The sequence below is a fragment of the Streptomyces sp. NPDC005574 genome (genome assembly GCF_040605435.1).
Classification (GTDB): Bacteria; Actinomycetota; Actinomycetes; order Streptomycetales; family Streptomycetaceae; genus Streptomyces.
Genome location: NZ_JBEXCW010000104.1, coordinates 1 through 24,768, shown reverse-complemented (window position 1 = coordinate 24,768; position 24,768 = coordinate 1). Strand labels below are relative to the sequence as shown.

Annotated in this window: 23 protein-coding genes; 10 read left to right on the top strand and 13 right to left on the bottom strand. The window is 72.0% G+C overall.

Translation table 11 applies throughout. From position 1 onward, the window contains the following. Positions 1-1,318, bottom strand: a 1,318-nt coding sequence (locus tag ABZT03_RS36890; protein WP_356047554.1) for a D-alanyl-D-alanine carboxypeptidase, incomplete at its 3' end; no start/stop codon positions are given. Between ABZT03_RS36890 and ABZT03_RS36885 the strand changes: the two genes are divergently transcribed. The 4 genes from ABZT03_RS36885 (at position 1,317) to ABZT03_RS36870 (ending at position 5,157) form a co-directional block, all read left to right on the top strand. Then, positions 1,317-1,556: a hypothetical protein gene (locus ABZT03_RS36885; RefSeq protein ID WP_356047552.1), complete on the top strand. Its 240-nt coding sequence runs from the start codon at positions 1,317-1,319 to the stop codon at positions 1,554-1,556. The two genes, ABZT03_RS36890 and ABZT03_RS36885, sit on opposite strands and share 2 nt — an antisense overlap. 57 nt (positions 1,557-1,613) lie before the next feature. After that, complete coding sequence (locus ABZT03_RS36880; protein ID WP_356047550.1) at positions 1,614-2,987, top strand: metallophosphoesterase; 1,374 nt, start codon at positions 1,614-1,616, stop codon at positions 2,985-2,987. A gap of 202 nt (positions 2,988-3,189) precedes the next feature. Then, complete coding sequence (locus ABZT03_RS36875; RefSeq protein ID WP_356047548.1) at positions 3,190-4,746, top strand: ABC transporter substrate-binding protein; 1,557 nt, start codon at positions 3,190-3,192, stop codon at positions 4,744-4,746. Between the two features lie 12 nt (positions 4,747-4,758). Next, positions 4,759-5,157 carry an ATP-binding protein gene (locus ABZT03_RS36870; protein ID WP_356047547.1) on the top strand — a complete coding sequence of 133 codons (399 nt, stop codon included), beginning with the start codon at positions 4,759-4,761 and terminating at the stop codon, positions 5,155-5,157. A gap of 648 nt (positions 5,158-5,805) precedes the next feature. Here the strand turns inward: ABZT03_RS36870 and ABZT03_RS36865 are convergent. Next, positions 5,806-7,284: a HAMP domain-containing sensor histidine kinase gene (locus ABZT03_RS36865; protein WP_356047545.1), complete on the bottom strand. Its 1,479-nt coding sequence runs from the start codon at positions 7,282-7,284 to the stop codon at positions 5,806-5,808. Then, positions 7,281-7,988, bottom strand: a complete 708-nt coding sequence (locus ABZT03_RS36860) for a response regulator transcription factor (RefSeq protein ID WP_356047543.1) — start codon at positions 7,986-7,988, stop codon at positions 7,281-7,283. The genes ABZT03_RS36865 and ABZT03_RS36860 overlap by 4 nt, the downstream gene beginning before the upstream one ends. A gap of 164 nt (positions 7,989-8,152) precedes the next feature. Here ABZT03_RS36860 and ABZT03_RS36855 point away from each other — a divergent pair, with 164 nt between their 5' ends. Further along, positions 8,153-10,564 (top strand): MMPL family transporter, encoded by a 2,412-nt coding sequence (locus tag ABZT03_RS36855; protein ID WP_356047558.1) that lies wholly within the window; start codon positions 8,153-8,155, stop codon positions 10,562-10,564. 48 nt (positions 10,565-10,612) lie between these two features. Here ABZT03_RS36855 and ABZT03_RS36850 read toward each other — a convergent pair whose 3' ends face one another. Continuing rightward, positions 10,613-11,359, bottom strand: coding sequence for a TetR family transcriptional regulator (locus ABZT03_RS36850; RefSeq protein WP_356047541.1), 747 nt, complete (start codon positions 11,357-11,359; stop codon positions 10,613-10,615). A gap of 181 nt (positions 11,360-11,540) precedes the next feature. After that, the gene (locus ABZT03_RS36845) at positions 11,541-11,951 is read right to left on the bottom strand and encodes a VOC family protein (protein WP_356047539.1); all 411 of its coding nucleotides are present in this window, start codon (positions 11,949-11,951) and stop codon (positions 11,541-11,543) included. Positions 11,952-12,129: 178 nt separating this feature from the next. On the opposite strand from ABZT03_RS36845, the gene ABZT03_RS36840 reads away from it, so the two are divergent. Continuing rightward, complete coding sequence (locus tag ABZT03_RS36840; RefSeq protein ID WP_356047537.1) at positions 12,130-12,522, top strand: hypothetical protein; 393 nt, start codon at positions 12,130-12,132, stop codon at positions 12,520-12,522. Beyond that, positions 12,522-15,032 (top strand): DUF4132 domain-containing protein, encoded by a 2,511-nt coding sequence (locus ABZT03_RS36835; protein WP_356047535.1) that lies wholly within the window; start codon positions 12,522-12,524, stop codon positions 15,030-15,032. The genes ABZT03_RS36840 and ABZT03_RS36835 overlap by 1 nt, the downstream gene beginning before the upstream one ends. On the opposite strand, the gene ABZT03_RS36830 is transcribed toward ABZT03_RS36835, so the two are convergent. Further along, positions 15,019-15,258 carry a DUF397 domain-containing protein gene (locus ABZT03_RS36830; protein ID WP_356047533.1) on the bottom strand — a complete coding sequence of 80 codons (240 nt, stop codon included), beginning with the start codon at positions 15,256-15,258 and terminating at the stop codon, positions 15,019-15,021. The genes ABZT03_RS36835 and ABZT03_RS36830 overlap by 14 nt on opposite strands. A gap of 10 nt (positions 15,259-15,268) precedes the next feature. After that, complete coding sequence (locus ABZT03_RS36825; protein ID WP_356047531.1) at positions 15,269-16,123, bottom strand: helix-turn-helix transcriptional regulator; 855 nt, start codon at positions 16,121-16,123, stop codon at positions 15,269-15,271. 244 nt (positions 16,124-16,367) lie between these two features. On the opposite strand from ABZT03_RS36825, the gene ABZT03_RS36820 reads away from it, so the two are divergent. Then, entirely contained in the window at positions 16,368-16,877 is a 510-nt protein-coding gene (locus ABZT03_RS36820) for an ATP-binding protein (protein ID WP_356047529.1), read from the top strand. 93 nt (positions 16,878-16,970) lie between these two features. On the opposite strand, the gene ABZT03_RS36815 is transcribed toward ABZT03_RS36820, so the two are convergent. The 5 genes from ABZT03_RS36815 to ABZT03_RS36795 form a co-directional block, all read right to left on the bottom strand. Next, positions 16,971-17,750 carry a succinate dehydrogenase iron-sulfur subunit gene (locus tag ABZT03_RS36815; RefSeq protein WP_356047527.1) on the bottom strand — a complete coding sequence of 260 codons (780 nt, stop codon included), beginning with the start codon at positions 17,748-17,750 and terminating at the stop codon, positions 16,971-16,973. Continuing rightward, a complete protein-coding gene (gene sdhA / locus ABZT03_RS36810; protein ID WP_356047526.1) occupies positions 17,750-19,504 on the bottom strand; it encodes a succinate dehydrogenase flavoprotein subunit in 1,755 nt (584 codons plus the stop codon). The genes ABZT03_RS36815 and sdhA overlap by 1 nt, the downstream gene beginning before the upstream one ends. A 24-nt stretch (positions 19,505-19,528) precedes the next feature. After that, positions 19,529-20,011, bottom strand: a complete 483-nt coding sequence (locus tag ABZT03_RS36805) for a succinate dehydrogenase hydrophobic membrane anchor subunit (RefSeq protein ID WP_356047524.1) — start codon at positions 20,009-20,011, stop codon at positions 19,529-19,531. Between the two features lie 5 nt (positions 20,012-20,016). Then, complete coding sequence (sdhC, locus tag ABZT03_RS36800; RefSeq protein WP_280887440.1) at positions 20,017-20,397, bottom strand: succinate dehydrogenase, cytochrome b556 subunit; 381 nt, start codon at positions 20,395-20,397, stop codon at positions 20,017-20,019. A gap of 189 nt (positions 20,398-20,586) precedes the next feature. Beyond that, a complete protein-coding gene (locus ABZT03_RS36795; RefSeq protein WP_356047522.1) occupies positions 20,587-21,162 on the bottom strand; it encodes a 2-oxo-4-hydroxy-4-carboxy-5-ureidoimidazoline decarboxylase in 576 nt (191 codons plus the stop codon). Between the two features lie 204 nt (positions 21,163-21,366). Here ABZT03_RS36795 and ABZT03_RS36790 point away from each other — a divergent pair, with 204 nt between their 5' ends. Together ABZT03_RS36790 and ABZT03_RS36785 are read left to right on the top strand one after the other, a co-directional pair. Further along, positions 21,367-22,980 (top strand): glycoside hydrolase family 20 protein, encoded by a 1,614-nt coding sequence (locus ABZT03_RS36790; protein WP_356047556.1) that lies wholly within the window; start codon positions 21,367-21,369, stop codon positions 22,978-22,980. Positions 22,981-23,346: 366 nt separating this feature from the next. Next, a complete protein-coding gene (locus ABZT03_RS36785; protein WP_356047521.1) occupies positions 23,347-23,931 on the top strand; it encodes a hypothetical protein in 585 nt (194 codons plus the stop codon). A gap of 185 nt (positions 23,932-24,116) precedes the next feature. On the opposite strand, the gene ABZT03_RS36780 is transcribed toward ABZT03_RS36785, so the two are convergent. Continuing rightward, positions 24,117-24,611, bottom strand: a complete 495-nt coding sequence (locus ABZT03_RS36780; RefSeq protein WP_356047519.1) for a DUF1877 family protein — start codon at positions 24,609-24,611, stop codon at positions 24,117-24,119. Positions 24,612-24,768 lie beyond the last annotated feature (157 nt).

The window sequence follows — 24,768 nt, the reverse complement described above, 5'->3', positions numbered from 1 at the left end:
GTGCGCACGCCCGACAGGTCATCGAACAGGGCAAGTTGGCGGCCCCGCCGCTGCCCGCGCCCCCCGCCTGGCCGGCCGCGGTCGCACCCGGCTGGGCGCTCGACTGCGCTGCGCCCTTCGGCGGCACCAGCTCGCCCACCGGCTGGACCTTGCCGGCCGCCTTGAACCCCCAGTCGAAGAGCTTGGCGGTCTCCCGGTAGACCTCGTTGTGCTCGCTCTTCTCAGGGTTCATCACCGTGACGAGCAGCACCTTGCCGCCGCGTTCGGCGACGCCCGTGAAGGTGGCACCCGCGTTGGTGGTGTTGCCGTTCTTGACGCCCGCTATGCCCTGGTAGACGGAGATGTCGAAGTCGCCGCTGAGCAGCCGGTTGGTGTTCTGGATCTCGAAGGAGCCGCGGTGCGACCTGCCCTTCTTCCTCGTCGTCTCACCCGGGAACTTCGCGGTGACCGTGGAGCAGTACTCGCGGAAGTCCTTCTTCTGCAGGCCGGAGCGCGCGAACAGGGTCAGGTCGTACGCGGAGGAGACCTGGCCGGGGGCGTCGTAGCCGTCCGGGCTGACCACGTGCGTGTCGAGGGCCTGGAGCTGCTCGGCGTGCTCGTTCATGTCCCGGACGGTGGCGGCCACGCCGTCGTTCATCGCGGACAGGACGTGCACCGCGTCGTTGCCGGAGCGCAGGAAGACGCCGAGCCACAGGTCGTGCACCGTGTACGTCTCGCCCTCCTTTATCCCGACCAGACTGGAGCCGGCCCCCATGCCCGCCAGGTCGGCGGTCCGGACCTTGTGCTTCTCGGTCCTCGGGAACTTCGGCAGCACGGTGTCCGCGAAGAGCATCTTCAGGGTGCTGGCCGGAGGCAGCCGCCAGTGCGCGTTGTGCGCGGCCAGCACCTCGCCGGACTCCGCGTCGGACACGATCCACGAGCGTGCGGTCAGGCCCTTGGGCAGCACCGGGACACCCGGCGCGAGGTCGACCTGCGTGCCGGCCTGCCCGAGGCGGGTGCCGCCGACAGCCGACATGCCGGCCGGGGGAGCGGCCGAGGTGCCGGCCGACGCCTTGGGTGACCTGCCCGGCGACGCACTCGGCGACTTGCCCGGCGACGCACCCGGCGACCCGCTCGGCGACGGGCCGGGGGCCGCGAGGGAGGCGGGCGCGGTCAGCGCGAGGGACACGAGGGCCGCCGAAGCGACCAGCAGGGTTCGCCTGCCGGCGGTGTGGAGTGCGGGCACGACGGAGAACGTACCTGCCGCGCGCGGCGAAGTCCCACCGCCCTCCCCACCCCGGTCACGGAACCGGACACGGGACGGCGATACTGAGGTCATGAAGCTCAGCCGCCCCCTCTCCTGGTTCCTGCTCGCCTTCGGGGTGTGGAGCTGGATCATCTGGGTCACTTTCGTCAAGAACCTGATCGCGGACGGCAGCGGGCTCGCCTTCGACGACGGCCGTCCGACGGCCTACTTCTGGGTGCACCTGGTGCTGGCGGTCGTCTCCTTCGTATTGGGGACGGTCATCGGAGGCATCGGGTTGCGCGGACTGCGCGCACTGCGCCGCACGTCATAGCCGACCGCCCGGCGCGCCGCCGACCGCCCGCCCCGTCCATGCGGAGGACCCGAGACCGTGGCCGTAGTTTTCGTCCTGATCGCGCTGCTCGTCCTGGCCGTCGTGGTGGCGGCCAACTGGTACCTGTGGCGGCGCCTGTTCCACGACACGACCCGCGGCCCGGGGCCCGCGCGCCGCGCGGGGGCGGTCCTCGTCGCGGGTGGCTGGGTGCTGGCGGTCGGCGCGCTCGTCGCCGAACGCACGGGCGCGCCGTTCTGGCTCCAGCGGGTGCTGGCCTGGCCCGGCTTCCTGTGGCTGGCGCTGTCGATCTACCTGCTGCTGGCGGTCCTCGCGGGTGAGCTCGTACGGCCGTTGCTGCGCCGCGTCCTCGAACGCCGGGCCGCCGGGTCCGCCGAGCTGCCCGCACCGCGCCCCGACCGGGTGCCGGCGGGCGGACGCCCGGAGGACGGCACGGGCGCGGTCCGCGCGTCCCACGGGGCGGCCGCACCCACCGGGCCCGCCACGTCCGTGGGACCCCCCGAGCCCGCCGCGTCCGCCGCGGGCGCCGGGTCCGACGAGGCCGCCGAAGGGGCCGGATCCGCCGGTTCCGCCGGGCCGGTCGCCGGTCCCTCGCGCCGTCTGTTCGTCTCCCGGGTCGTCGGCGGTGCCGCCGCCGCGGCGGCCGTCGGGACGGTCGGTCACGGGACGTACGGCGTGCTGCGCGGGCCGCGCGTCAAACGGGTCACCGTCCCGCTGGCCAGGCTCCCGCGCGCGGCGCACGGTTACCGCATCGCGGTGGTCAGCGACATCCACCTGGGCCCGGTGCTCGGCCGCGGCTTCGCCCAGAAGGTCGTCGACACGATCAACGGGACGCAGCCCGACCTGATCGCGGTCGTCGGCGACCTGGTGGACGGCAGCGTCAAGGACCTGGGTCCCGCGGCGGCGCCCCTGGCCCAACTGCGGGCCCGGCACGGCAGCTTCTTCGTCACCGGCAACCACGAGTACTTCTCCGGCGCCGAGCAGTGGGTCGAGGAGGTCCGCCGGCTGGGCGTGCACCCCCTGGAGAACGCCCGCACCGAACTGGCCCACTTCGACCTCGCCGGCGTCAACGACGTGGCGGGCGAGAGCGAGGGCCACGGCCCCGACTTCACCCGCGCCCTCGGCGGCCGGGACCGGGCCCGCGCGTGCGTCCTGCTCGCCCACCAGCCGGTGCAGATCCACCAGGCCGTGGAGCACGGCGTCGACCTCCAGCTCTCCGGCCACACCCACGGCGGCCAGCTCTGGCCCGGCAACTTCGTCGCGGCGGCCGCGAACCCGACCGTCGCCGGCCTGGAACGCTACGGCGACACACAGCTCTACGTCAGCCGGGGCGCGGGCGCGTGGGGGCCTCCGACGCGGGTCGGCGCACCGTCCGACATCACGGTGATCGAGCTGGCCTCGAAGCAGGCGTGAGGTTCCCCGCGCGGTCGGAGGCGGGGGGCGCGGATCCTGTGCGGAAGCTGTGAAACGGTTCTGAAACCTCTTGCGCCAAGTTCTCTTCGATCTCACCAGATTTCTCTTCCGCCAGGTGAAACACCTGTGGTTAGGTGAGCCGCGCCACTAGGGGAGTGGCCTGTGTACTGGGGCCCCTGTGGGGTCCGGGGAGGGCACACCGATGCGATCGGTTCGCATGCGGATTCTCGCGACGCTCGCCGTGCTGGCGGCCGTGGGGGTCGGCGGCCGGCAGCTGCTGCCGTCGGAGGGAAACTCGGACAAGACCATCCAGGTCGGTACGACGGACGCCGTCACGTCGCTCGACCCGGCCGCCGCCTACGACGCCGGGTCGTGGGCGCTGTTCAGCAACGTCTTCCAGTCCCTGCTGACGTACGAACCGGGCGGCGCCTCACCGGTACCGGACGCGGCCCGGTCCTGCGGCTTCGTGGGCCACGACCTGCGCACCTACCGCTGCACCCTGCGTGGGGGGCTCACCTTCCCCAGCGGTCGCACGATGACGGCCGAGGACGTGAAGTACTCCTTCGACCGGGTCAAGAAGATCAAGTCCGACGTCGGCCCGTCCGCCCTGCTGGACACCCTCGCCTCGACGAGCGCGGATGGCCTGAAAGTCACCTTCCATCTCTCCTCGCCGGACGCGACCTTCCCGTTCAAGGTGGCCACCGGCGCCGGTTCGATCGTCGACCGCACCCGGTACCCCGCGAACGCGCCGCGCACCGACAACGGCGTGGACGGCACCGGCCCGTACGAGCTGACGGCGTATACGAAGAACAAGAAGGCCGTCCTCACCCCCAACGCGCACTACGCGGGCGCCGTCCACGCCTCCGGACGGCCCGTCGACCTGCTCTACTACACCGACGCGAACAAGCTGAACGGCGCCTGGAAGGCGAAGCAGCTCGACGTCGCGACCCGTCAGCTGCCGCCGCGGGTCCTCGCCGCCCTGAACCCGAGCGACCCCGGCCGCCGCGTCTCGGAGTCCGACAGCGCCGAGACCCGCAACCTCTACCTGAACACCCGCGAGGGTTCGCCGCTGCACCAGACGAAGGTCCGCCAGGCACTGGCCTGGCTCATCGACCGGGAGCAGCTCGCCGCGAGGGTCTACGACGGGACCGTGGACCCGCTGTACTCGCTGATCCCCACGGGCATCACCGGTCACACGACGTCGTTCTTCGACGCCTATCCGAAGGTGGACCCGGGCAAGGCGAGACAACTGCTCACCGAGGCCGGGGTCACCCTGCCGGTCCGCTTCACCTACGGCTACGGCGCCGGCCGCGGCGCCGCCGCCGAGGAGGCCGCCGAGCTCAAGCGGCAGCTGGAGGCGGACGGCCTGTTCAAGGTGACGGTCAAGGGCTACGAGTGGTCCGACTTCCAGAAGCGGTGGGCGACCGGAAAGCTGGACGCGTACGGCGTCGGGTGGGTGGCCGACTATCCCGACCCCGACACCTTCGGCGCCCCGCTCGTCGGCACCGACGGCACCATGAACACCGGCTACAGCAGCAGCCTCGTCGACCAGTTGATCCGCAGCGGCCGGCAGTACGCCGACCGCAGCGAGGCCACCGACGACTTCCGCGAACTGCAGCAGGCGGTCGCCACGGACGCGCCGGTCATCCCGCTGTGGCAGGCGAAGGAGTACGTCGTGGGCAGCGAGGACGTCGGCGGGGGCCAGTACCTGTCGGACGGCACCGGGGTCTTCAGACTCTGGCGCCTCACCTGGATCTGACGCGATCCGGAGGTGCCCAGACGCAACGCCTTCCGGCTGCCCCGGCATCCGGCGTCCGTCGGTCTCGCCCGCCGCCGGGTCCGGGACCATCTGACCGACTGGGGGCACGGGCCCGACGACCCCGCGCTCCACGACGCGGTCCTGCTGGTGTCTGAGGCGGCCGGCGACGCCGTACGGCGCGGTTCCGCCGGGGCACGCCCCCAAGTGGTCTTTGCTGAGGCGGAGTTCGAGGTGGTGGTGACCGCTCTCGCCGACGGCACCTGTCTCCCGCCCCGCCTGAGGGTGATCGGCGCGAGCGAGGACACCGACGCGGGTCTGCACCTGGTGGGGAAGATCGCCGCGTCCTGGGGCGTACGGGGCGCGGGCACCCACGGAGGAACGGCCTGGGCCCTGACCCACGCCACCCCCTGATCGGCTCGCCCGACGCCCGACGCCCGCCGGTGAGCGGCGGCTTGCCCGACCCCCACGCGAGCAGCCACGCGGTGACGCCGTCGCCCGCCGGCCCCAGGGCGCCGCGCGGCCCACTGCGTCGCGCTGCCACGCGCCTCCCGCCGGGGCGTGGCGGCGGGCCCGGCCCATGCGAGACCAGCCGGTCCGGCTCACGCGAGACCGGCCCGCCCTGCTCACGCGAGACCAGCCCGCCCTGCTCACGCCGTGACGCCGCCGCATGCCCGGCAGCAGGGTGCCGCGCTGCCGCACGCGCGGCCCGGCGGCGGGCCCGGCCCATGCGAGACCAGCCCGCCCGGCCCATGCGAGACCAGCCCGCCCGGCTCACGCGAGACCAGCCGGCCCGGCTCACGCGGTGACGCCGTCGCCCGCCGGCCCCAGGGCGCCGCGCGGCCCACGGCGTCGCGCTGCCACGCGCCTCCCGCCGGGGCGTGGCGGCGGGCCCGGCCCAGGCGAGACCAGCCTGCCCGGCCCAGGCGAGACCAGCCCGCCCGGCTCACGCCGTGACGCCGCCGCATGCCCGGCGCCAGGGTGCCGCGCTGCCGCACAGGCGGCCCCCGGCGACGCGCCGCCGTACCGCTCGGTCCGGCACCGACCCGCCACCCGTCCGGTCTACGACGGGGGCGCGGTCGCCGGCAGGGTGACCGTGACCGCGAGGCCCTCGCCGGGGGCCGTGCGTACCGCCACCTCGCCGCCGTGTGCCTGCACGACCCCCTGCACGATCGCCAGGCCCAGCCCGCTGCCCGCGCCCCCGCCGGCCCGGAAGAACCGGTCGAAGACGCGCGCGGAGTCCTCCGGTCCGAGCCCCGGGCCCTCGTCGGACACGCACAGCCGGACGGCGCCGTCCGCGCGCTCCACCGCGAGCCGCACCGGCACGTCGGCCGGTGTGTGCGTGCGCACGTTGCCCAGCAGGTTGCCGAGGACCTGCCGCAGCCCCGACTCGTCGGCCCGCACCAGCAGGGTGCCCTCGGCCCCCACGGTCACCGGCCGCTCGGGCTGCTGCACCCGCAGGTCCTCGGCGGCCTCCCGCACCAGACGGCTCACGTCGACGTTCCTGAAACGCAGTTCGGGCTGCTGGTCGAGCCGGGCGAGGGTGAGCAGTTCGTCGACCAGGCGCCCCATCCGGTCCGCCTCCGCCAGCACCCGCTCCCAGGCGCGCTTGCGGTCGGCGGGGTCGTTGAGCATGCCCTTGTCGTAGAGCTGGAGGTAGCCGCGTATCGCGGACAGCGGGGTGCGCAGCTCGTGCGAGGCGTCGGCGACGAAGCGGCGCAGCTGGGCCGCGCTGTGTTCACGGGTGCGGTGCGCCGACTCCACCTGGTGCAGCATGGAGTTGAGGGCGAGCCGCAGCTGTTCGACCTCCAGGGTGGCCTCCCGGCTGGAGGGCACCCGCCGGGTCAGGTCGCCCTCGGCGATCGCCGAAGAGGTCTCCACCATGTCCTCCAGCGGCCGCATCCGGCGTCTGACGCTGAACATCGTCAGACAGGCGAGGAGTGCCAGCAGCAGGGTGCCGATGGTGAGGTCCAGCTTGATCGCCTTGGCGACGCCTTTGTGGAGGGCGTCGGCGGAGGCGGCCATCAGGACGTACGTGCCGTCGGCGAGGCGGGTCGCCGTCGCGCGGTAGGAGGCGCCGTGCACGGTGAGGTCGTGCGGCTCGGTGTCCGCGGCCAGCGCGCGCGGGTCGTCGACGGCGTCGGCCAGGGCGCGCTGGGTGTCGGTCGGCTTGAAGCCCAGGATGCCGACGGTCTCGCCCCGGCTGTCGACGGCGGCGAAGATCGAGTCCGGCAGCGAGTCCTCCGACGAGGGCTGCGCGGCGAGCCGGTCGTGCAGGAAGCCCAGCACGCTCAGCGAGTCGATCTGTCGCAGGGTGAGCTGCGAACTGCCCAGCGAGCCCCGCGTCTTGACCAGTTCCGCGTCGATCTGGTCGAGCAGGTAGTAGCGCATGCCCATGACGCTCACGGCGGTCGCGGCGACGATCCCGAGGGCCAGCAACGCCACGTTCGCCAGGGTCAGCTGGGCGCGCAGGGAGCGGACGCCGTGGGTGCAGCGCGGCAGCCGGAAGGTGGGGATCCAGGGGCCCCTGGGGAACCTCATGCCAGTCCGTATCCGACGCCGCGCCGGGTGGTGATCACCGGCGCGCCCAGCGGGTCGAGCTTGCGCCGCAGATAGCTGATGTAGGTCTCCACGACGGTTGATTCGGGTGGCGTGTGCTCGTACTGCCAGACGTGGCGCAGGAGTTGCTCCTTGGGCACGATCCGGCCGCCGTTGCGCACGAGGAAACGCAGCAGGGCGTACTCGGTGGGGGTGAGTTCGACGGTGTGGCCCGCGCGGTGCACCGAGTACGTCGTCTCGTCCAGTTCCAGGTCGCCGTAGCGCAGGGGCGGGCGCTGCGGGAGGACGTCGGGGGCGCCCGGCCCGGTGCGCGGGAGGGTGCGGCGCAGGACGGCCGAGATCCGGGCGATGACCTCGTCGATGTTGAACGGCTTGGTGATGTAGTCGTCGCCGAAGGCGAGCGCGCCGACGACCTCGGCGGGCGAGTCGCGGGCGGTGAGGAACACCAGCGCGAGCCCGGGCTGTTCCGCGCGCAGCCGGCGGCCCAGGACCCGTCCGTCGCCGTCGGGCAGCATGACGTCGAGCAGCGCCACGTCGGGCCGGGTGCGCTCGGCGAGGGCGAGCGCCTCGCGGACGGTGCCCGCCGTCATGACCTCGAACCGGTGGTAGCGCAGGGCGATGGCCAGGACGTCCGCGATGCTCGGTTCGTCCTCCACGACCAGCACGGTGCCTGGAGCCGTCGACATGCCCCCAGTATCGGCGGACCCACTGACAGCCGGGCCGGTTCGCAGCTTTGGAGTTCCTTGAGAGTCATGGCGCGCCGCCCCCACGCGCGCGGGGCGCGGCCGATGCTGTTTCCCAGGACCTGGGGGACCAACCGACGACTGAGGAGCTGTTGAGCGTGGCGGCATTGGCACGGTGGTGCTATCGGCACCGGCTGGTGGTCCTGTTGTTGTGGGTGGGGGCACTGTTCGGCCTGGGCGTTTCGGCCTCGGCGGCGGGCACGGACTACGCGAACGTCTTCTCCCTCCCCAACACGGATTCCAAGCGCGCGTACGACCTGATGGAGAAGGCGTTCCCGGACAGCGCGGGCGACACCGACACGGTGGTGTGGAAGGTCGACTCCGGGACGGTGCGGGACCAGGCGGTACGGTCCCGGATCCGGCCCGCGCTCGACAAGATCGCCGGCATGAAGGGCGTCGGCGGCGTCACCAGCCCCTACGCGGGCGCGCGGGGCGCGTCCCAGATCAGCGGCGACGGGCACATCGCCTACGCCCAGATCACCTTCACCGACCAGGCGAACGCGGTGCCCAAGGAACTCGTCCAGGACGTCATGGACACCGCTCGGGGCGCCGAACGCGCCGGCCTGGAGGTCGAACTCGGCGGCCAGGCGATCCAGCGGGTGCAGGAACCGCCCACCGGCCTCGCGGAGATGATCGGCATCCTCGCGGCCGCCGTCGTCCTGTTCCTGGCCTTCGGTTCGCTGTTCGCGATGCTGCTCCCGCTCGCGATCGCCATCTTCGGCGTGGGCACGGGCATGTTCTCCACCCAGCTGCTCAGCCACACCACGAGCATCCCCGACCTGGCCCCGCTGCTGGCCACCCTGATCGGCCTCGGCGTCGGCATCGACTACGCGCTGTTCATCGTGACCCGGCACCGGCGCGGCATTCTCAAGGGCCTGGCCCCGGAGGAGTCGGCGGTCGTCGCCCTCAACACCTCGGGCCGGGCGGTGCTGTTCGCGGGCGGCACGGTGTGCATCGCGCTCGCCGGGATGCTGGTGACGAACCTGCGCTTCCTGGACGGTGTCGTCATCGGCACCTCCCTGACCGTGGTGCTGAGCGTCCTCGCCGCCACGACACTGCTGCCGGCGATGCTCGGCTTCCTCGGCCCGCGGGTGCTCAGCCGCCGCCAGCGGCGCGCGCTCGCCGCGACCGGCCCCGAGCCGGAGAAGGCGAGCGGTCTCGCCGCCCGCTGGTCGACGGGCGTGCAGCAGCGCCCGCGCCGGATCGCCGCGCTCGCCCTCGTCGTCATGGCCGTCCTCGCGCTGCCGGTGCTGTCACTGCGGCTGGGTGCCACCGACCAGGGCAACGACGACGCGACGACGACCACCAGGAAGGCGTACGACCTGCTCGCCGAGGGCTTCGGGCCCGGCTTCAACGGTCCGCTCCAGGTAGTCACGGACGGCGGGGACACCACCGCGCTGGTCCAGGGCATCAAGGACACGGACGGCGTCGCCCGGGTCGCCGCGCTGCCGCCCGCGGGGGGCGTGACGGTGATCCAGGTCGTCCCGACCACGTCACCGCAGTCGAAGGAGACGGACGACCTCATAGACACCCTGCGGGACGAGGTGATCCCGCGCGCGGGGGCCGAGGCCCACGTCGGCGGTGTCACGGCCGTCTCGAAGGACTTCGCGACGGTGACGGGCGACCGGCTGCCCCTGTTCATCGCCACGATCATCGGTCTGGGCTTCCTGCTCCTGCTGGTCGCCTTCCGCTCCCTCGTGGTGCCGCTGACGGCCGCGCTGATGAACCTGATCGCGGCGGCGGCCTCCTTCGGTGTCCTCGTCGCCGTCTTCCAGTGGGGCTGGGGACTCGACCTGCTGGGCCTCGGCAAGGAGGGCCCGATCAACGCCTTCCTGCCCGTCATCATGCTGTCCCTGCTCTTCGGCCTCTCGATGGACTACCAGGTCTTCCTGGTCAGCCGTATGCACGAGGAGTGGGTCCACACCAAGGACAACGCGCGCGCGGTACGGGTCGGCCTGGCCGAGACCAGCCGCGTGATCAACTCGGCGGCCCTGATCATGGTGTGCGTCTTCCTGGCCTTCGTCCTCAGCGGCGACTCCGGGGCGGCGATGGCGGGCGTCGGTCTGGCCGCCGCGGTGGCGCTCGACGCCTTCATCCTGCGTACGGCGCTGGTGCCGGCCATGATGCACCTGCTCGGGAACTCCAACTGGTGGCTGCCGGCCTGGCTGGACAAGCGGCTGCCGCATCTCGCGGTGGAGCCGAAGGAGGAGCGGGAGCTGCCCGAGCGGCCCCCGGCCGAGGGCGGTGCGTCGGTGATCCACGGCTACGTCCGCACCGCGGAGGGCGAACCGGTGGACGGCGCGGCTGTGACCCTGCTGACGCCGGGCGGCCGCCAGCTGGACGGGGTCACGTCCCTCGCGGACGGCTCTTACATCCTCTCGGTGCCGGAACCGGGCACGTACCTGCTGGCGACCACGGCCTCGCCGTACGGCTCACGGGCCCGGCACGTCGTCGTCGAGGACAGCCCCCTGGTGCACGACGTGGAACTGGCGGAGGGCGAGGTGGACGCCGTCAACTAGTGCCGACCGGTGCCGGGTCGCCCCCGGCACCGGTTCACCGGCGCCGTCTCACTCGGCCTGCCGCCGCTTGCTCCCGGGGTCCGGCAGCGCGCCCGTCATGCCGGGCAGGAAGTCCGTGAACAGCTCGTGCACCTCGCGTACGAGGGGCCGCAGCACGCGGAACCGGGCGAGCGCCACGCCCCGCGAGGTGAGCCGGGCGCCGCGTTCGGCGAGCCGGTAGCTGCGTTCCCGGCCCTCGGTCCGGTCGAAGATCCAGTACAGCACGAGCCCCATCTGCGAGAGCCACATCAACTCCGGCAGCACGTCCCGCAGTTCCTCCGGGACCTTGGTCCTCGTCGCGCCGGCCAGCACCTCCCGGTGGACGTCGACGGCCGCCACGCGCGCGTGCTCCGACTCCGGCGAGAACGGGCTGAGCGGGCTGTCCGGGTCGGCGGCGTTCTTGAAGAACTGCACCGCGAACTCGTGGTACGGCGTGGCGACGTCCAGCCACGTCCGCAGCACGCCCGCGAGCCGTGCCTCCAGGTCGGTCTCCCGGTCCAGGACCTCACGGACCGCTGCCCGGTGCTCGGCGGCGATCCGGTCGTAGAAGCCCTGGATCAGGTGTTCCTTGCCCTCGAAGTAGTAGTAGGCGTTGCCGACGGAGACCCCCGCCTCCTTGGCGATGGCCCGCATCGTCGTCTTGTCGTAGCCCCGTTCCTCGAACAGCCGCATCGCCGTCTCCAGGATCAGCGCACGGGTCTGCTCGGACTTGCTCGGGGGGCCGGCGCCGTCGGGGCCGTCGTGGTTCGCGGGCACGGAACGAGCCTAACCAGTGGCGCGGGCCCCGCCGCCACGGCCCGGCGCGCGGTGGGCGAGGGGCCGGCGCCCGCCCTGCGCCGCGTCGCCGATGGTCCCGCCGACGCCCGGACAGTGCGCGATGACCGGGGCCGAGGGGGTGCACGGTGTGCGGCCGGACCCCGCCGTCACCGGGTGGGTGTCACGGCCTGCGGCCGATCTCCGGGCGTTTGGTGTAGTCCGTGAGCCCGAGGACGTTCCCCCACGGGTCGGCGATCTCGACGGTCCACCCGGTCGCGGTGGAGAAGGGCGGGTCGATCGGGACGATCCCCGCGTCGGCCAGCGTCCGCGCCGCCGCGCGCGCGTCCGCCACCTCCAGCCACGCGCGCGTGGGCGGCCACGGCGGCGGCCGGTGGCCGAGCCCCTCCTCCTGACGCAGCAGGATGCCGGGCATCTCGCCCCCGACCTTCAACTGGGCGATCCCGCCCTCGTCGAACCGGAACCCGACCGCGAACCCGGCGCGCTCGTAGAAGCTCAGCGCCTCGGCGAGATCCCCGACGGGCAGCAGCAGGTTGTCGAAGCCGAGCAGCTCGTACGACTGGTCATCTGACATGCCATCAGATTAGGTGCGTTGGTGCCCGCGTCGAGCGGGGCTGACCGCGGGGTCACCCGGGAGGGGGAGCGGACGACGCCGGGCGGCGGAGCCGGACGCCCGCCCGCACCGCCACCGGCGTCACCCGCGGTCCGGCCCGTCGGGGGCGTTGTCAGTGGCGGCTCGTACTGTCGTCGGCATGGGAATGGTCACGTTCGTCGACGAGACGACAAGCGGGAGCCGCAGCGACGGCTGGGGGCTGGAGATCGCCGAAGAGCGGCTCACCGTGCGGGAGGTGATCCGGCGTCGGGTGTTCCAGGAGGTCTCCGAGTACAACGCCCGTACGCCGGAGGTCTTCCAGGGGCTCGTCCAGCCCCGGGACACGGAGCGCGTGCTGAACGGATACGCGCTGCGCACCCCCCGCCGCATAGACCCCGAGGAGCAGACGCGGCTCGCGCTCCAGGCGTTCGCGGGCAACGGCTTCCTGGTGCTCGTGGGGGACCGTCAGGTCACCGAGCCCGACGACGAGATCGAACTCGGGCCGGGCGCCGAGGTCACGTTCCTGAAGCTCGTCCCGCTGGTGGGTGGCTGATGACCACGTCCACCTCCGTGCACGCCGAACCGGTCCGCGAGGTTCTCGCCCTGGTCGCCGCCGAGGACACCGAGCGACTGGTGCCCGCCCTGCTCGCGCTGGCCGACCGGCTCAACGACCACTGGGGCTGGGACGGCCGCAAGGTCCTCGACGCGGTGCACGCGGCGGACCCCGGCTTCCGGGCCGGGGTGGTGCACCGCCTGGCCGCGCGCTACCACGAGCTGGAGCCGGGCGCGGTCCCCCGTCGCCGTATCGTGCACCTGCTCAACGCCCTGCAGGGGGACGCGCTGGTGGAGGGGCAGTCGCGCGACACCCGGGCGGCGCTGATCGCCCTGGTCGCCGAGCAGGAGGTCCAGTACAACACCGCGCAGCTGATCCGCCTGGCCGAGCTGGAGATGGCCGACGGCCGTGACCTGTCCGGTGAGTTCGTCGCCCTGATCCGCCGTTCGCGGATGGTGCTGTGGAACGGCGCCGGTCTCCTCGGTCCGCTCGCCGAGCGGCTCACCCACCCCGTCCTGAACCCGGGCGAAGCCTGGTCCGACCGCGCGCTCGCGGACCTCGCGGACCTCGTGGACACCGACGACCCCCAGGACGGCTGGCGCCGGCTGGTCGCCCACGCCACGACCGCCACCGCCGCCCGCCCCTCCGCGAAGTGGGAGAAGGCGGGACGGGCGCTGATCGACGGGCTCGGCGCGGAGGCGGTGCGGGTACGCCTGCTGACCTGGCTCGGACTCGTCGGCCGCCCCCGCACCCGCCCGCTGCTGCCCGCCTACCACGGGGCACACCCCAACGACACGTTCGACCCGTACAACGCCAACGCCCTGCGCGGCCTGGCCTGGCTGCTGTCCTTCCTGCCCCCGCACCTTGAGACCGCCCGCGCCCTCGGCGCCCTCGTGGAGACGGCCCTGCGCAAGGTCCAGGGCGTCGGCCCGGTCAACCCCAAGGTCGCCAACGCGGGCGTCAACGCCCTGGCCCGCGTCGAGGGGGAGGCGGCCCTCGCCGAACTGGCCCGCCTCGCCACCCGCGTGACGTACAAGGGCACCCTGAAACTCCTCAACGCCGCCCTCGACGCGCGCGCCCAGGCCATGGACCTCAGCCGTGAGGAGATCGAGGAACTCGCCGTGCCCGCCTACGGGCTCACGGACGTCGGCCGCGCCGAACACCGCCTCGGCGACATCACGGCGCGGCTCGAAGTCCACGGCACCAAAGCCCTGTTGACCTGGACCAACGCGACCGGCAAGGCGGTCAGGGGAGTGCCCGCTGCCGTCCGGCGCGACCACGCCGACGAGCTGAAGGAACTCAAGGCCGCCGTCAAGGACATCGACAAGATGCTGTCGGCGCAGAGCGAGCGCCTGGACCGCCAGTTCCCGGCCCGCCGCACCTGGCCGTACGCCGTCTGGCGCGAGCGCTACCTCGACCACCCGCTCGTCGGCACCCTGGCCCGCCGCCTCGTGTGGACGGTCGACGGCCGGGCGGCCGGCTTCGCGGACGGCGAGCTGCGCACCCTCGCCGACGCCCCGGTCGTCGCGGGCGCCGGCTCCGAGGTCCGGCTCTGGCACCCGGTGGGCCACGAACCGGCGGAGATCGTCGCCTGGCGCGACTGGCTGGAGCGGCACGAGATCACCCAGCCGTTCAAACAGGCGCACCGCGAGGTCTACCTGCTGACGGACGCCGAACGCGCGACGGGCACCTACTCGAACCGCTTCGCGGCGCACGTCCTGCGCCAGCACCAGTTCCACTCGCTGGCCGCGGTGCGGGGCTGGCGCAACAAACTCCGTCTGAGCGTGGACGACGAGGCGCCCCCGGCGACCCGCGAACTGCCGCACTGGGGCCTGCGCGCCGAGTTCTGGATCGAGGGCGACGGCGGCGACCACCACGACGACATCACGGACTCCGGCAGCTTCCTGCGCCTGCGCACCGACCAGGTCCGCTTCTATCCCCTCGACGCACCGGAGAACTCGGCACACTGCTACGGCGGCGAGTACCGCATGTGGCTGCGCGACGGGCAGGACCCGGTCCAGCCGCTCGCCCTGGAGTCGGTCCCGCCGCTCGTCCTGTCCGAAGTCCTGCGCGACATCGACCTGTTCGTGGGCGTCGCGAGTGTCGGCAACGACCCCACGTGGCAGGACGGCGGCCCCGACGGCCGCTTCCGCGAGTACTGGACGTCGTACGGCTTCGGCGAACTGGGCCAGAGCGCCCAGACCCGGCGGGTCCTGCTGGAACGCCTGGTCCCGCGCCTCGCGATAGCCGACCGCTGCACCCTGGAGGGCCGCTTCCTCCACGTACGGGGCGAACGCCACACGTACAAGATCCACCTCGGCTCGGGCAACATCCTGATGACCCCCGACGACCGCTACCTCTGCATCGTCCCCAAGGCGAGCACCACGACCCCGCAGCCGGGCTACCTCCCCTTCGAGGGTGACCGCACGCTGGCGGTGATCCTGAGCAAGGCGATGCTCCTGGCGAACGACACGGCGATCTCCGACCCGACGATCCTCAGCCAGCTGTAAGGGGACCTCGCCCTACATGCAGGCCCCGCATGCGGGGCGGCTCGGCGCGCTGGGTGGATCTGAGGGTCGATATCAGCGCGCCGAGTTGGCGGGGGCCGGTCGTGAGGATGACGTGCGGGTCGTCGCTTTCGCGGAGGAGGATCGTTCCGGCGGGGGCGGTGGCCACGTAGACGCAGGCGGAGGCTTCCTGGCTGTACGTGGACTTCTGCCAGTGCGGCTCGGGCATGAGAGCTCCTTCAGAGGTCTTCGGCAAGCTGGGTGATGAAGTCGCGGGACTGTGCCGGCGGAAGCGCCGCTTGTGCGGCACGGTCCAGGATGAGTCCGTAGCGCTCCAACTGGGCCGGTGAGTCGATGAGTTCCGCTCCGTGGTCGGTGTCGAGCTGCACGGTGTCCAACTGGCGCACAGGGCCGTGGAAGTAGTCGATGCCCTGACCCGAGGTGTGGAACGGACCGCTGTCGAAGGGGATGACGGTGATCGTGACGTGGTCCAGTGCGCCGACCTCGTTGAGGTGGTGCAGCTGGCCCCGGACAGTGGCACGGTCGCCGAAGCGCATGCGGAGCGCGGCCTCGTGGATGATCGCCGTGTACGCCGGGGGCTGTTCGCGGTGCAGGATCCCCTGGCGCTTCACCCGGTGCGACACGCGGTGTTCGATCTCGTGGGGCTTCAGTGCCGGCACCGTGTGCCCGAACAGGGCGCGGGCGTGCTCGGTGGTCTGGAGCAGGCCGGGGATGTTGATGATGTGAGCCACGCGCAGCGCGGTGGCGTGGTGCTCGACCTCTGTCAGGTCCAGCATCCGGGGCGAGAGGATCTCCCTGTACTCCTCCCACCAGCCGCGCCGGCGCTCGCCGGTCAGCGTGGTGAGCGCGTCGATCAGCGGCTCGTCCGTGCAGTCGTAGTGCCTGGCGATCGCTCGCACGCGGTCGGCGCTCACGCCGTAGCGTCCCGCCTCGATGTTGCTCACGCGTGACTGCGTCGCCCCGACCAGCGTTGCGGCCTGAGTGGCGGTCAGGTCGGCCCGTTCCCGCAGCCTTCGCAACTCGACCCCGAGGCGGCGGCGCCGGGCGGTGGGGAGGGGGACTGGCTGCGGCATCTGCTGCGACTTCCCATTCGTACGTACGTCGTTCAGGTCACCCACGCGAGGGTATATGGGCTGCATTCCCTAAGTTTCATGGAATGTATTCCATGTCCGGCTCTACGGTGAGACCCGAGCCGCCCACCCGCTCGCCCGAGCAACCGGAAGCGCACCGCTGCGCCCGTCAGCGCACGGCACTGCCACCGACAGCTGGTCGTCGAGCCGCAGAGCAAGCCAAGTCCCCCCACCGCAGGAGGCGTTCATGGTCACCGTATCCCCGTCGGCGTGCGAAGAGGTTCCGTCTTGGGCGTACGTCCTCCAACTGCCCCACGACGCACGCGCCGCTCGCATCGCCCGGGTCACGTTGCGGGCTGTCCTCACCGGACATGGCTTGGCCCAACTCCAGGACGACGCCGAACTGTTGACCTCCGAATTGGTCACCAACGCCTACCGGTACTCCTCCGGGCCCGCGACCCTCCGCCTTCGCGGGCTCGGTCACGGCCGGCTGCGGGTGAGTGTGTGGGACGCCGACCCGTACATCCCGCCACCCTTCGACCGGCGGTCCGGACCCGTGCGCCGTGTCCCCGCAGACGCGGACGCGGACGGCGGGCGGGGGCTGTTCCTCGTCTGTCACTACGCCACCGCCTGGGGCGGCTATTCGCTCGGGGGCGATCTCCCGGGGCGGGGCGGAAAGCTGCTGTGGTGCGAGGTCGGGCTGCCGGCCGGGGCGGCACCAGGTCACGGCCGGATGTGGGATCACTCGTCGAGGTGAGGCGCCCGGGCCGCCGGTAGAGGCAGGACAGAGCGAAGGCCCCGTCCCCGGTGGTGACCGGGGACGGGGCCTTCGTACTCGTGGCGAACGGGATCAGAAGCGGCGCGTGATCAGCGCCCGCTTCACTTCCTGGATCGCCTTGGTGACCTCGATGCCACGCGGGCAGGCGTCCGTGCAGTTGAACGTGGTGCGGCAGCGCCAGACGCCGTCGCGGTCGTTCAGGATCTCCAGGCGCTGCTCCGCCGCCTCGTCACGCGAGTCGAAGATGAAGCGGTGGGCGTTGACGATGGCCGCCGGGCCGAAGTACTGGCCGTCGTTCCAGAAGACCGGGCACGAGGACGTGCAGGCCGCGCAGAGGATGCACTTCGTCGTGTCGTCGAAGCGCTCACGGTCCTCGGCCGTCTGGAGACGCTCGCGCGTCGGCTCGTTCGTGTCCTTCGTGATCAGGAAGGGCATGACGTCGCGGTACGCCTGGAAGAACGGCTCCATGTCGACCACGAGGTCCTTGAGGACCGTGAGGCCCTTTATGGCCTCGACCGTGATCGGCTTCTCGGGGTTGAGGTCCTTGATCAGGGTCTTGCAGGCGAGACGGTTCTTGCCGTTGATCCGCATGGCGTCCGAGCCGCAGATGCCGTGCGCGCAGGAGCGGCGGAAGGTGAGCGTTCCGTCCAGGTCCCACTTGATCTTGTGGAGCGCGTCGAGGACGCGTTCCTTCGGGTCGATCTCCAGCTGGAAGTCTTCCCAGACCGCCTCTCCCGCGACCTCGGGGTTGAAGCGGCGGATGCGGAACGTGGCCAGGATGTACGGGGAGTCGGCGAAGCCGGCCTCGGGCGCGCCGGCGCCGTCCGCCTTGTCCAGGGTGGGAGTTGCCATCAGTACTTACGCTCCATCGGCTGGTAGCGGGTCTGGACGACCGGCTTGTAGTCGAGCCGGATCGACTCGGCGCCGTCGTCGCCCACCTCGCGGTACGCCATGGTGTGGCGCATGAAGTTGACGTCGTCGCGGTTGGGGTAGTCCTCGCGGTAGTGACCGCCGCGGGACTCCTTGCGGGCGAGCGCGGAGACGGCCATGACCTCGGCCAGGTCGAGCAGGTTGCCCAGCTCGACGGCCTCCAGCAGGTCCGTGTTGAACCGCTTGCCCTTGTCCTGGATCGAGACGTTGAGGTAGCGCTCGCGCAGCTCCGCGATCTTCTCGACCGCCGTCTTGATCGTCTGCTCGGTGCGGAACACCATCACGTTGGCGTCCATGCACTCCTGCAGCTCCCGGCGGATGTCGGCGACCCGCTCGGTGCCCGTGGAGGCGCGCAGCCGCTCGACCTGGGCGACGACCAGCGACGCCGGGTCCTCCGGCAGCTCGACGTAGTCCGCCTTCTGCGCGTACTCCGCGGCCGCGATGCCGGCCCGGCGGCCGAACACGTTGATGTCGAGCAGCGAGTTCGTGCCGAGGCGGTTCGCACCGTGCACGGAGACGCAGGCGACCTCGCCGGCCGCGTAGAGGCCCGGGACGACGGTGGTGTTGTCGCTGAGGACCTCACCCTCGACGTTCGTCGGGATGCCGCCCATCGCGTAGTGCGCGGTGGGCTGGATCGGGATCGGGTCGGTGTACGGCTCGATCCCGAGGTAGGTGCGGGCGAACTCGGTGATGTCCGGGAGCTTGGCGTCGAGCTGCTCCGGCGGGAGGTGCGTGAGGTCGAGGTAGACGTGGTCGCCCTCGGGACCGCAGCCGCGGCCCTCACGGATCTCCGTGTAGATGGAGCGCGAGACGACGTCACGGGACGCGAGGTCCTTCATGACCGGCGCGTACTTCTCCATGAAGCGCTCGCCGTCCTTGTTGCGGAGGATGCCGCCCTCACCGCGGGCGCCCTCCGTCAGCAGGATGCCCATGCGCCAGATGCCGGTCGGGTGGAACTGGAAGAACTCCATGTCCTCCAGCGGCAGCCCGCGCCGGTAGACCGCGGCCTGGCCGTCACCGGTCAGGGTGTGCGCGTTCGACGTCACCTTGAAGAACTTGCCGGTGCCGCCGGACGCGTAGATCACGGCCTTCGCCTGGAAGACGTGGATCTCACCGGTCGCCAGTTCGTAGGCGACGACGCCCGCCGAGCGCTTGACGCCGTCGATTTCGACGATCAGCTGGTCCAGGACGTAGAACTCGTTGAAGAACTCCACGCCCTGTTTCACGCAGTTCTGGTACAGCGTCTGGAGGATCATGTGGCCGGTGCGGTCGGCCGCGTAGCAGGACCGGCGGACCGGGGCCTCGCCGTGGTTGCGGCTGTGACCGCCGAAGCGGCGCTGGTCGATCGTCCCGTCGGGCGTCCGGTTGAACGGCAGGCCCATCTTCTCCAGGTCGAGGACCGAGTCGATGGCCTCCTTCGCCAGGATCTCGGCGGCGTCCTGGTCGACCAGGTAGTCGCCGCCCTTGACGGTGTCGAAGGTGTGCCACTCCCAGTTGTCCTCCTCCACGTTGGCGAGCGCGGCGGCCATGCCGCCCTGCGCCGCACCGGTGTGGGAGCGGGTGGGGTAGAGCTTCGTCAGGACCGCGGTGCGGCTGCGCTTCGTCGACTCGATGGCGGCGCGCATACCGGCGCCGCCGGCGCCGACGATGACGGTGTCGTACTTGTGGATCTTCATGGGTGGATTACCTCAGCCCCGTGCCTAGCGGATGTTCGGGTCGAAGGTGAAGATCACCAGCGTGCCCAGCAGGATGGTGAACACCGTGGCGGTGTAGAGCAGGCCCTTCAGCCACAGCCGGGTGTTCGCGCGCTCCGCGTAGTCATTGATGATCGTACGCAGGCCGTTGGCGCCGTGCAGCATCGCGAGCCACAGCATCAGCAGGTCCCAGACCTGCCAGAACGGCGAGGCCCAGCGGCCGGCCACGAAGGCGAAGCCGACCTTGGAGACACCGCCGTCCAGCACGAGCTGGATCAGCAGGTGGCCGATGACCAGGACGACCAGGACGATGCCGGACAGGCGCATGAACAGCCAGGCGGCCATCTCGAAGTTGCCCCGGGTGGACTTGGGGGACTTCTTGGTGCGCTTGCGTGGGGCCTCGATGAGGGGGGCCGGGTTGTCGACGCCGTAGAGGGACCGGCCCTCGACGGGGCCGATGCCGGAGGCGGTGGTTTCGGTGGTGGACATGCGCGTCAGCTCCCGAACAGTTCACGAGCGGCGTGGCCGAGGACGGGGTAGATCGCCCCGAGCATCAGCACGACCCAGACGCCGGCGACGGCCCAGAACATCTGCTTCTGGTAGCGCGGGCCCTTCGACCAGAAGTCGACGGCGATGACACGCAGGCCGTTGAGCGCGTGGAACAGGATGGCGGCGACGAGGCCGTACTCCAGGCACGCGACGAGCGGGGTCTTGTAGGTGGCTACGACCTTGTCGTAGTCCTCGGGTGAGACACGCACGAGTGCGGTGTCGAGCACGTGGACGAACAGGAAGAAGAAGATGAGGACGCCGGTGACTCGATGAGCCACCCAGGACCACATTCCTTCCCGGCCGCGGTACAGCGTTCCAGCCGGCACGGAATTACCCTCCGGGAGCGGGGACAGGGCCTGCCGGCTTCGGTGTCGGACGGGCCCGGCCGGGTACGGTCCACCGGCCCCCAGCATCGTAGCCAGCCACTGCGGCCGGGCTTACAGCGGGCCTACCGGTGTGATCAAACTGGCACGCGTACGGGTGAGCGGGCGTGGCATCTGCGGCGCCGTGTCCCGTTATCCACCGTCTGCCGACGTGATGTGGCTGGTCGCGCGGTTTTCCGCGGCCCTCAGGCGGGTCGCCAGCCGCTCCCTCGCCAGTCGGCGGACCTCCTCCGCGGTCTGCACCCGTTCGTCCTCGGGATCGTTGGTCAATCGTGACCGGATGGCCTCCAGGACCCGGTCCAGAGCCTCGTGCGGCGGTACGCCGTCCAGGCAGATCACGAAGACGTGGCCGAACCTCGCCTCGTACGCCGCGTGCGCCGCGTCCAGGGCCAGGTGGGCCGCCTCGTAGGCGTCCTCGGGGAGGGACGGGAGGGGCTCCCCGGTCAGCGCCTCCGCCAGGTCCTCCCGGGTCAGGTCGTACGCCGCCTCGTCGGACGCGGCCAGCAGGGCGTCCACCGTGGGGTAGGGGCGGTGGTCGGCGACGCGGTGGGCCCAGCGGAGGCTGCCCAGACAGCTCAGGAGCAGGTGGACGGCGTCCTCACGGGAGGCCGAGTTGAACCCCTCCGGCGGGGCCGGGACCGGCGCCGTGCGGCTCTGCTCGGGGAGCGCGGGTATGGCCACTCGGCCGGGAAGGTGTGTGGGCGTCACGTGTGTTTCGGCAGGGGAGATGGTGAGAGATGTGCCAGCACGTTATCGATACCGGACAGGACGTGTCCGCTGGACGCCCGAATTTCACCCGCACGGGAGAGTTTCGGAACGTGTGGTGGACGATCCCGACGGGTGACGGGTCGTAGGTTTGACGACGTGAGTCAGCACAGGCGTCGGGCGCCGGCGAAGAAGGCGCGGCAGGCGGTGGGCACCCGGACGGTGGTCGTCTCGGCGGTCGCCGTGACGGTGGTGGCCGGGGTGGGCCTCGGACTGTGGGCCTCCGGAGACGACGGCGGACCGGCGGGGGCGTCGCTGTGGCCCGCGGAGCGGGGGTCCGCGGCGGCCGCCCCCTCCCGCGCGGCGAGCCCGACCCCCACGCCCACCCGCTCGTACGCGCTGTCCGAGGCCCCTCGCACGATCCCCGGCGTGCGCTCGCACACCGCCGCGCGCGGCCCCGGCTGGCGCCCGGCGCGCGGCCGCCGCGTCGTGGTCAACGACGCTGAGCTGGCCGACGAGGGCCGGCTGATCGCCGGCGAGCTGGGCCTGACCTACGCCGGCGAGAAGACCGACGTGCGCGCCGGTGACGTACGGCTGGCGCTCAACGACGACGAGGGCGCGAACCCGGAGTCGTACGCCCTGACCGTGCGCGGTGGGCGCGTGAACATCAGCGGACCCGCGGACTCGGGCGTCTTCTACGGCACCCGCACCCTCAAGCAGGAGGTGCACGCCGGCCGCAGGGCGCCGGAGGGCGTCGTCCGCGACCAGCCGGCCAAGCCGGTGCGCGGCTTCATGCTGGACATCGCGCGCAAGCACTTCACGGCGGCCTGGATCGAGGACCGGATCCGGGAGCTGGGCGACCTGAAGTTCAACCAGCTCGGGCTGCACTTCTCCGACGACCAGGGCTTCCGCATCGCCTCCGACACGCACCCGGAGATCGTCTCCCGCCAGCACCTGACGAAGGCGGAGGTGCGGAAGATCGTCGACCTCGCGGCGAGCCGGCACATCGCCGTCGTGCCCGAGATCGACTCGCCGGGCCACCTCGGGGCCGTCATCGCCGCCCACCCCGACCTCCAGCTGCGCAACGCGCAGGGGGTGGCGACGCGCGGGGCGATCGACATCTCCAAGGACGAGTCGGCGTCGATCGTCGACGACCTGCTGGAGGAGTACGCCGAACTGTTCCCCGGCGGCCAGTGGCACCTGGGCGGCGACGAGTACCAGGCCCTGACGGTGTCCAACCCGCAGGCGTCCTACCCGCAGCTCGCCGCCGCGGCCACGAAGGCGTACGGCTCCGGCGGGACCGTCGCGGACCTGACCACGGGCTGGCTCAACGACCGGGCCGACACCATGCGCGCCCAGGGCCGCACGATGCGGGTGTGGAACGACGGCTTCTTCCGGGGCACGTCCGTGCAGCCCGCCAAGGACCTCCAGGTCGCCTACTGGACCGGCAAGGAGATCGGCGCCCGCCAGCCCGTCGAGTACCTGAGCGCGGGCCGCAAGCTGATCAACTACAACGACGAGTTCCTCTACTACGTCCTCGGGCAGCCCCAGACCTTCGTCTACCCGACCGGGCAGCGGATCTACGAGCAGTGGACCCCGCGCGTGGTGCGCGGGACGCAGGCGGTGCCCGCGAAGTACGACGGGCAGATCCTCGGCGGCACCTTCGCCGTGTGGTGCGACCTGTCGAACTCCCAGACGCAGGACCAGGTCGCGGCCGGCATCCGGATGCCGCTGCGGGCCACGGTCCAGAAGCTGTGGGTTCCGGGGAAGCCGACGCTGTCGTGGACGCAGTTCAAGACCCTGGCGAACGGACTGGGCTGAGACGACCGGGGACGCCGGCCCGGCCGCTGTCCCCGCTGTCCCGGCCGCTGTCCCTGGCCGGTATTCCCGGCCGGCCGGTGTCCCCGGCCGGTGTCCTCGGCCGACGTCCCTGGCCGGTGTCCCCGGCCGACGTCCCTGTCCGGTGTCTCCGGCCGACGTCCCTGTCCGGTGTCTCCGGCCACCCGCCCCCTTCCGGCTTCAATGGGCTCTTTGGCCGAAAACCCTGCATTCCGCGGCTCGACCTGCTTGTGTGGTGCGCCTGTGACACTCCGGGGCCGTTGCACGCAGTAAGGGGAAGTGTGGGCTCCGTATCGGTGTGTGAGCGGCGCCGGAGCCGAACAGGGCCCTCGGAACAGGGAGACGTGGATGAGTCTGGTGGAGCTGATCGCTCAGGCCGACGAACGCGGCCTGGCCGCCAGCGGGTTGGCTTGTTTGGATCGGTGCGTGCCGCTGCTGGGCGGCGACGACGAGAGTCTGCGCCCGCTGTGGGCGAGCCTCGCCGAGCAGGACGCCCGAGAGTGGGCCGAGGGGCTGGAACGGGCGCGGGACCGGCTGGCCGCCGAGGCCGGACCCCCGGACGGACCCCCGGACGGGCCCGAGGACGAGGCCGCCGCGCTGGCCCGCCGGATGCTCATCGCCGCCCCGGCCACGCCGTCCGCCGCCGAGGTGCGGGTCTGGGCCGACGCCTGCTCGGTGGCCGCGCTGCGGATCCACCGCCTCCTGGACCCCCTCGACGACGCCGCGGGCTCCGTCGAGGACCGCCGGGAGGGCCGTACGGGAGGCATGTCGCCGCTCGTCGCCGCCGAACTGCGCCGCCAGGTCACCGTCCTGGAACTACTCGCCGGCCATGGCGCGGGCGGCCTGCGCCGGGCCCTCGACGTGTCCACGGAAGGGCGGCGGGTGCTGCGCGCGGTGGTCTCGCGCCGCAGCCGCAGCGGCAGACCGGCCTGAGATGCGGACGGGCGGCCCGGCGGCCCGGCCGCCCGGCACAGCAGACCGTCGGCCCGGCAGACCGTCGCCCCGGCGGCCCGGCCGCGACAGACCGTCGGTCCGGCAGACCGTCGCCCCGGCGGCCCGGCCGCGACAGACCGTCGGCCCGTCGGTCCGGCAGACCGTCGCCCCGGCGGCCCGCCGGTTCAGAGGACGAGCCACTTCACCACCGCGTCGCCGTAGTACGCGGTCTGCGTGTAGAACGCGGTCAGGTCGCGGTGCGCGGCCGCGAACACCGCGCGCGCCTCGGGCTCCGCGCCGGCCCCGCCGTAGCGCGGCAGCAGCTCGGCGCGGGAGCCGTGCCACAGCTCGTCGAAGTCGGCGGCGCCCAGATAGCCGGCGACCCGCTCCGTCTCGGCGGCCGTGAGCAGGAGGAACGGCGGCCGTCCGTGCGCCGAGTGGAACACCGGCCGGCCGCCGAGGACCACCTGGGCGGGCGGCCCGTCGGCCATGTGGCGCGGCGGGGTGCCGGCGTACAGCAGCTCGTGGTCGAGGTACTGCTTGTCCAGCACCTCCTCGCGATGGCGGCCGACGCGGTCGCGGACCGTCTCCCAGTCGTCCTGGAAGAGCCCCTCCAGCCGCCGGACGTCGTCGCACAGCCGGCCGGGCGGTACCGCGCGCAGATGGAAGTACATGCTCATCACAGGTAGGAGCGCACGGGAGCGGCCAACCGTCACTCCCGGCCCCCGCGCACCCGGTCAAACCCGTTACCTTCTTCGTGGCCTCGCAATGGGGCTCCCGGCCTTCGGCCCCGGTATGACTTGAGCCCCCAGTCGAGATGATCGAAAAGGTGGTGTC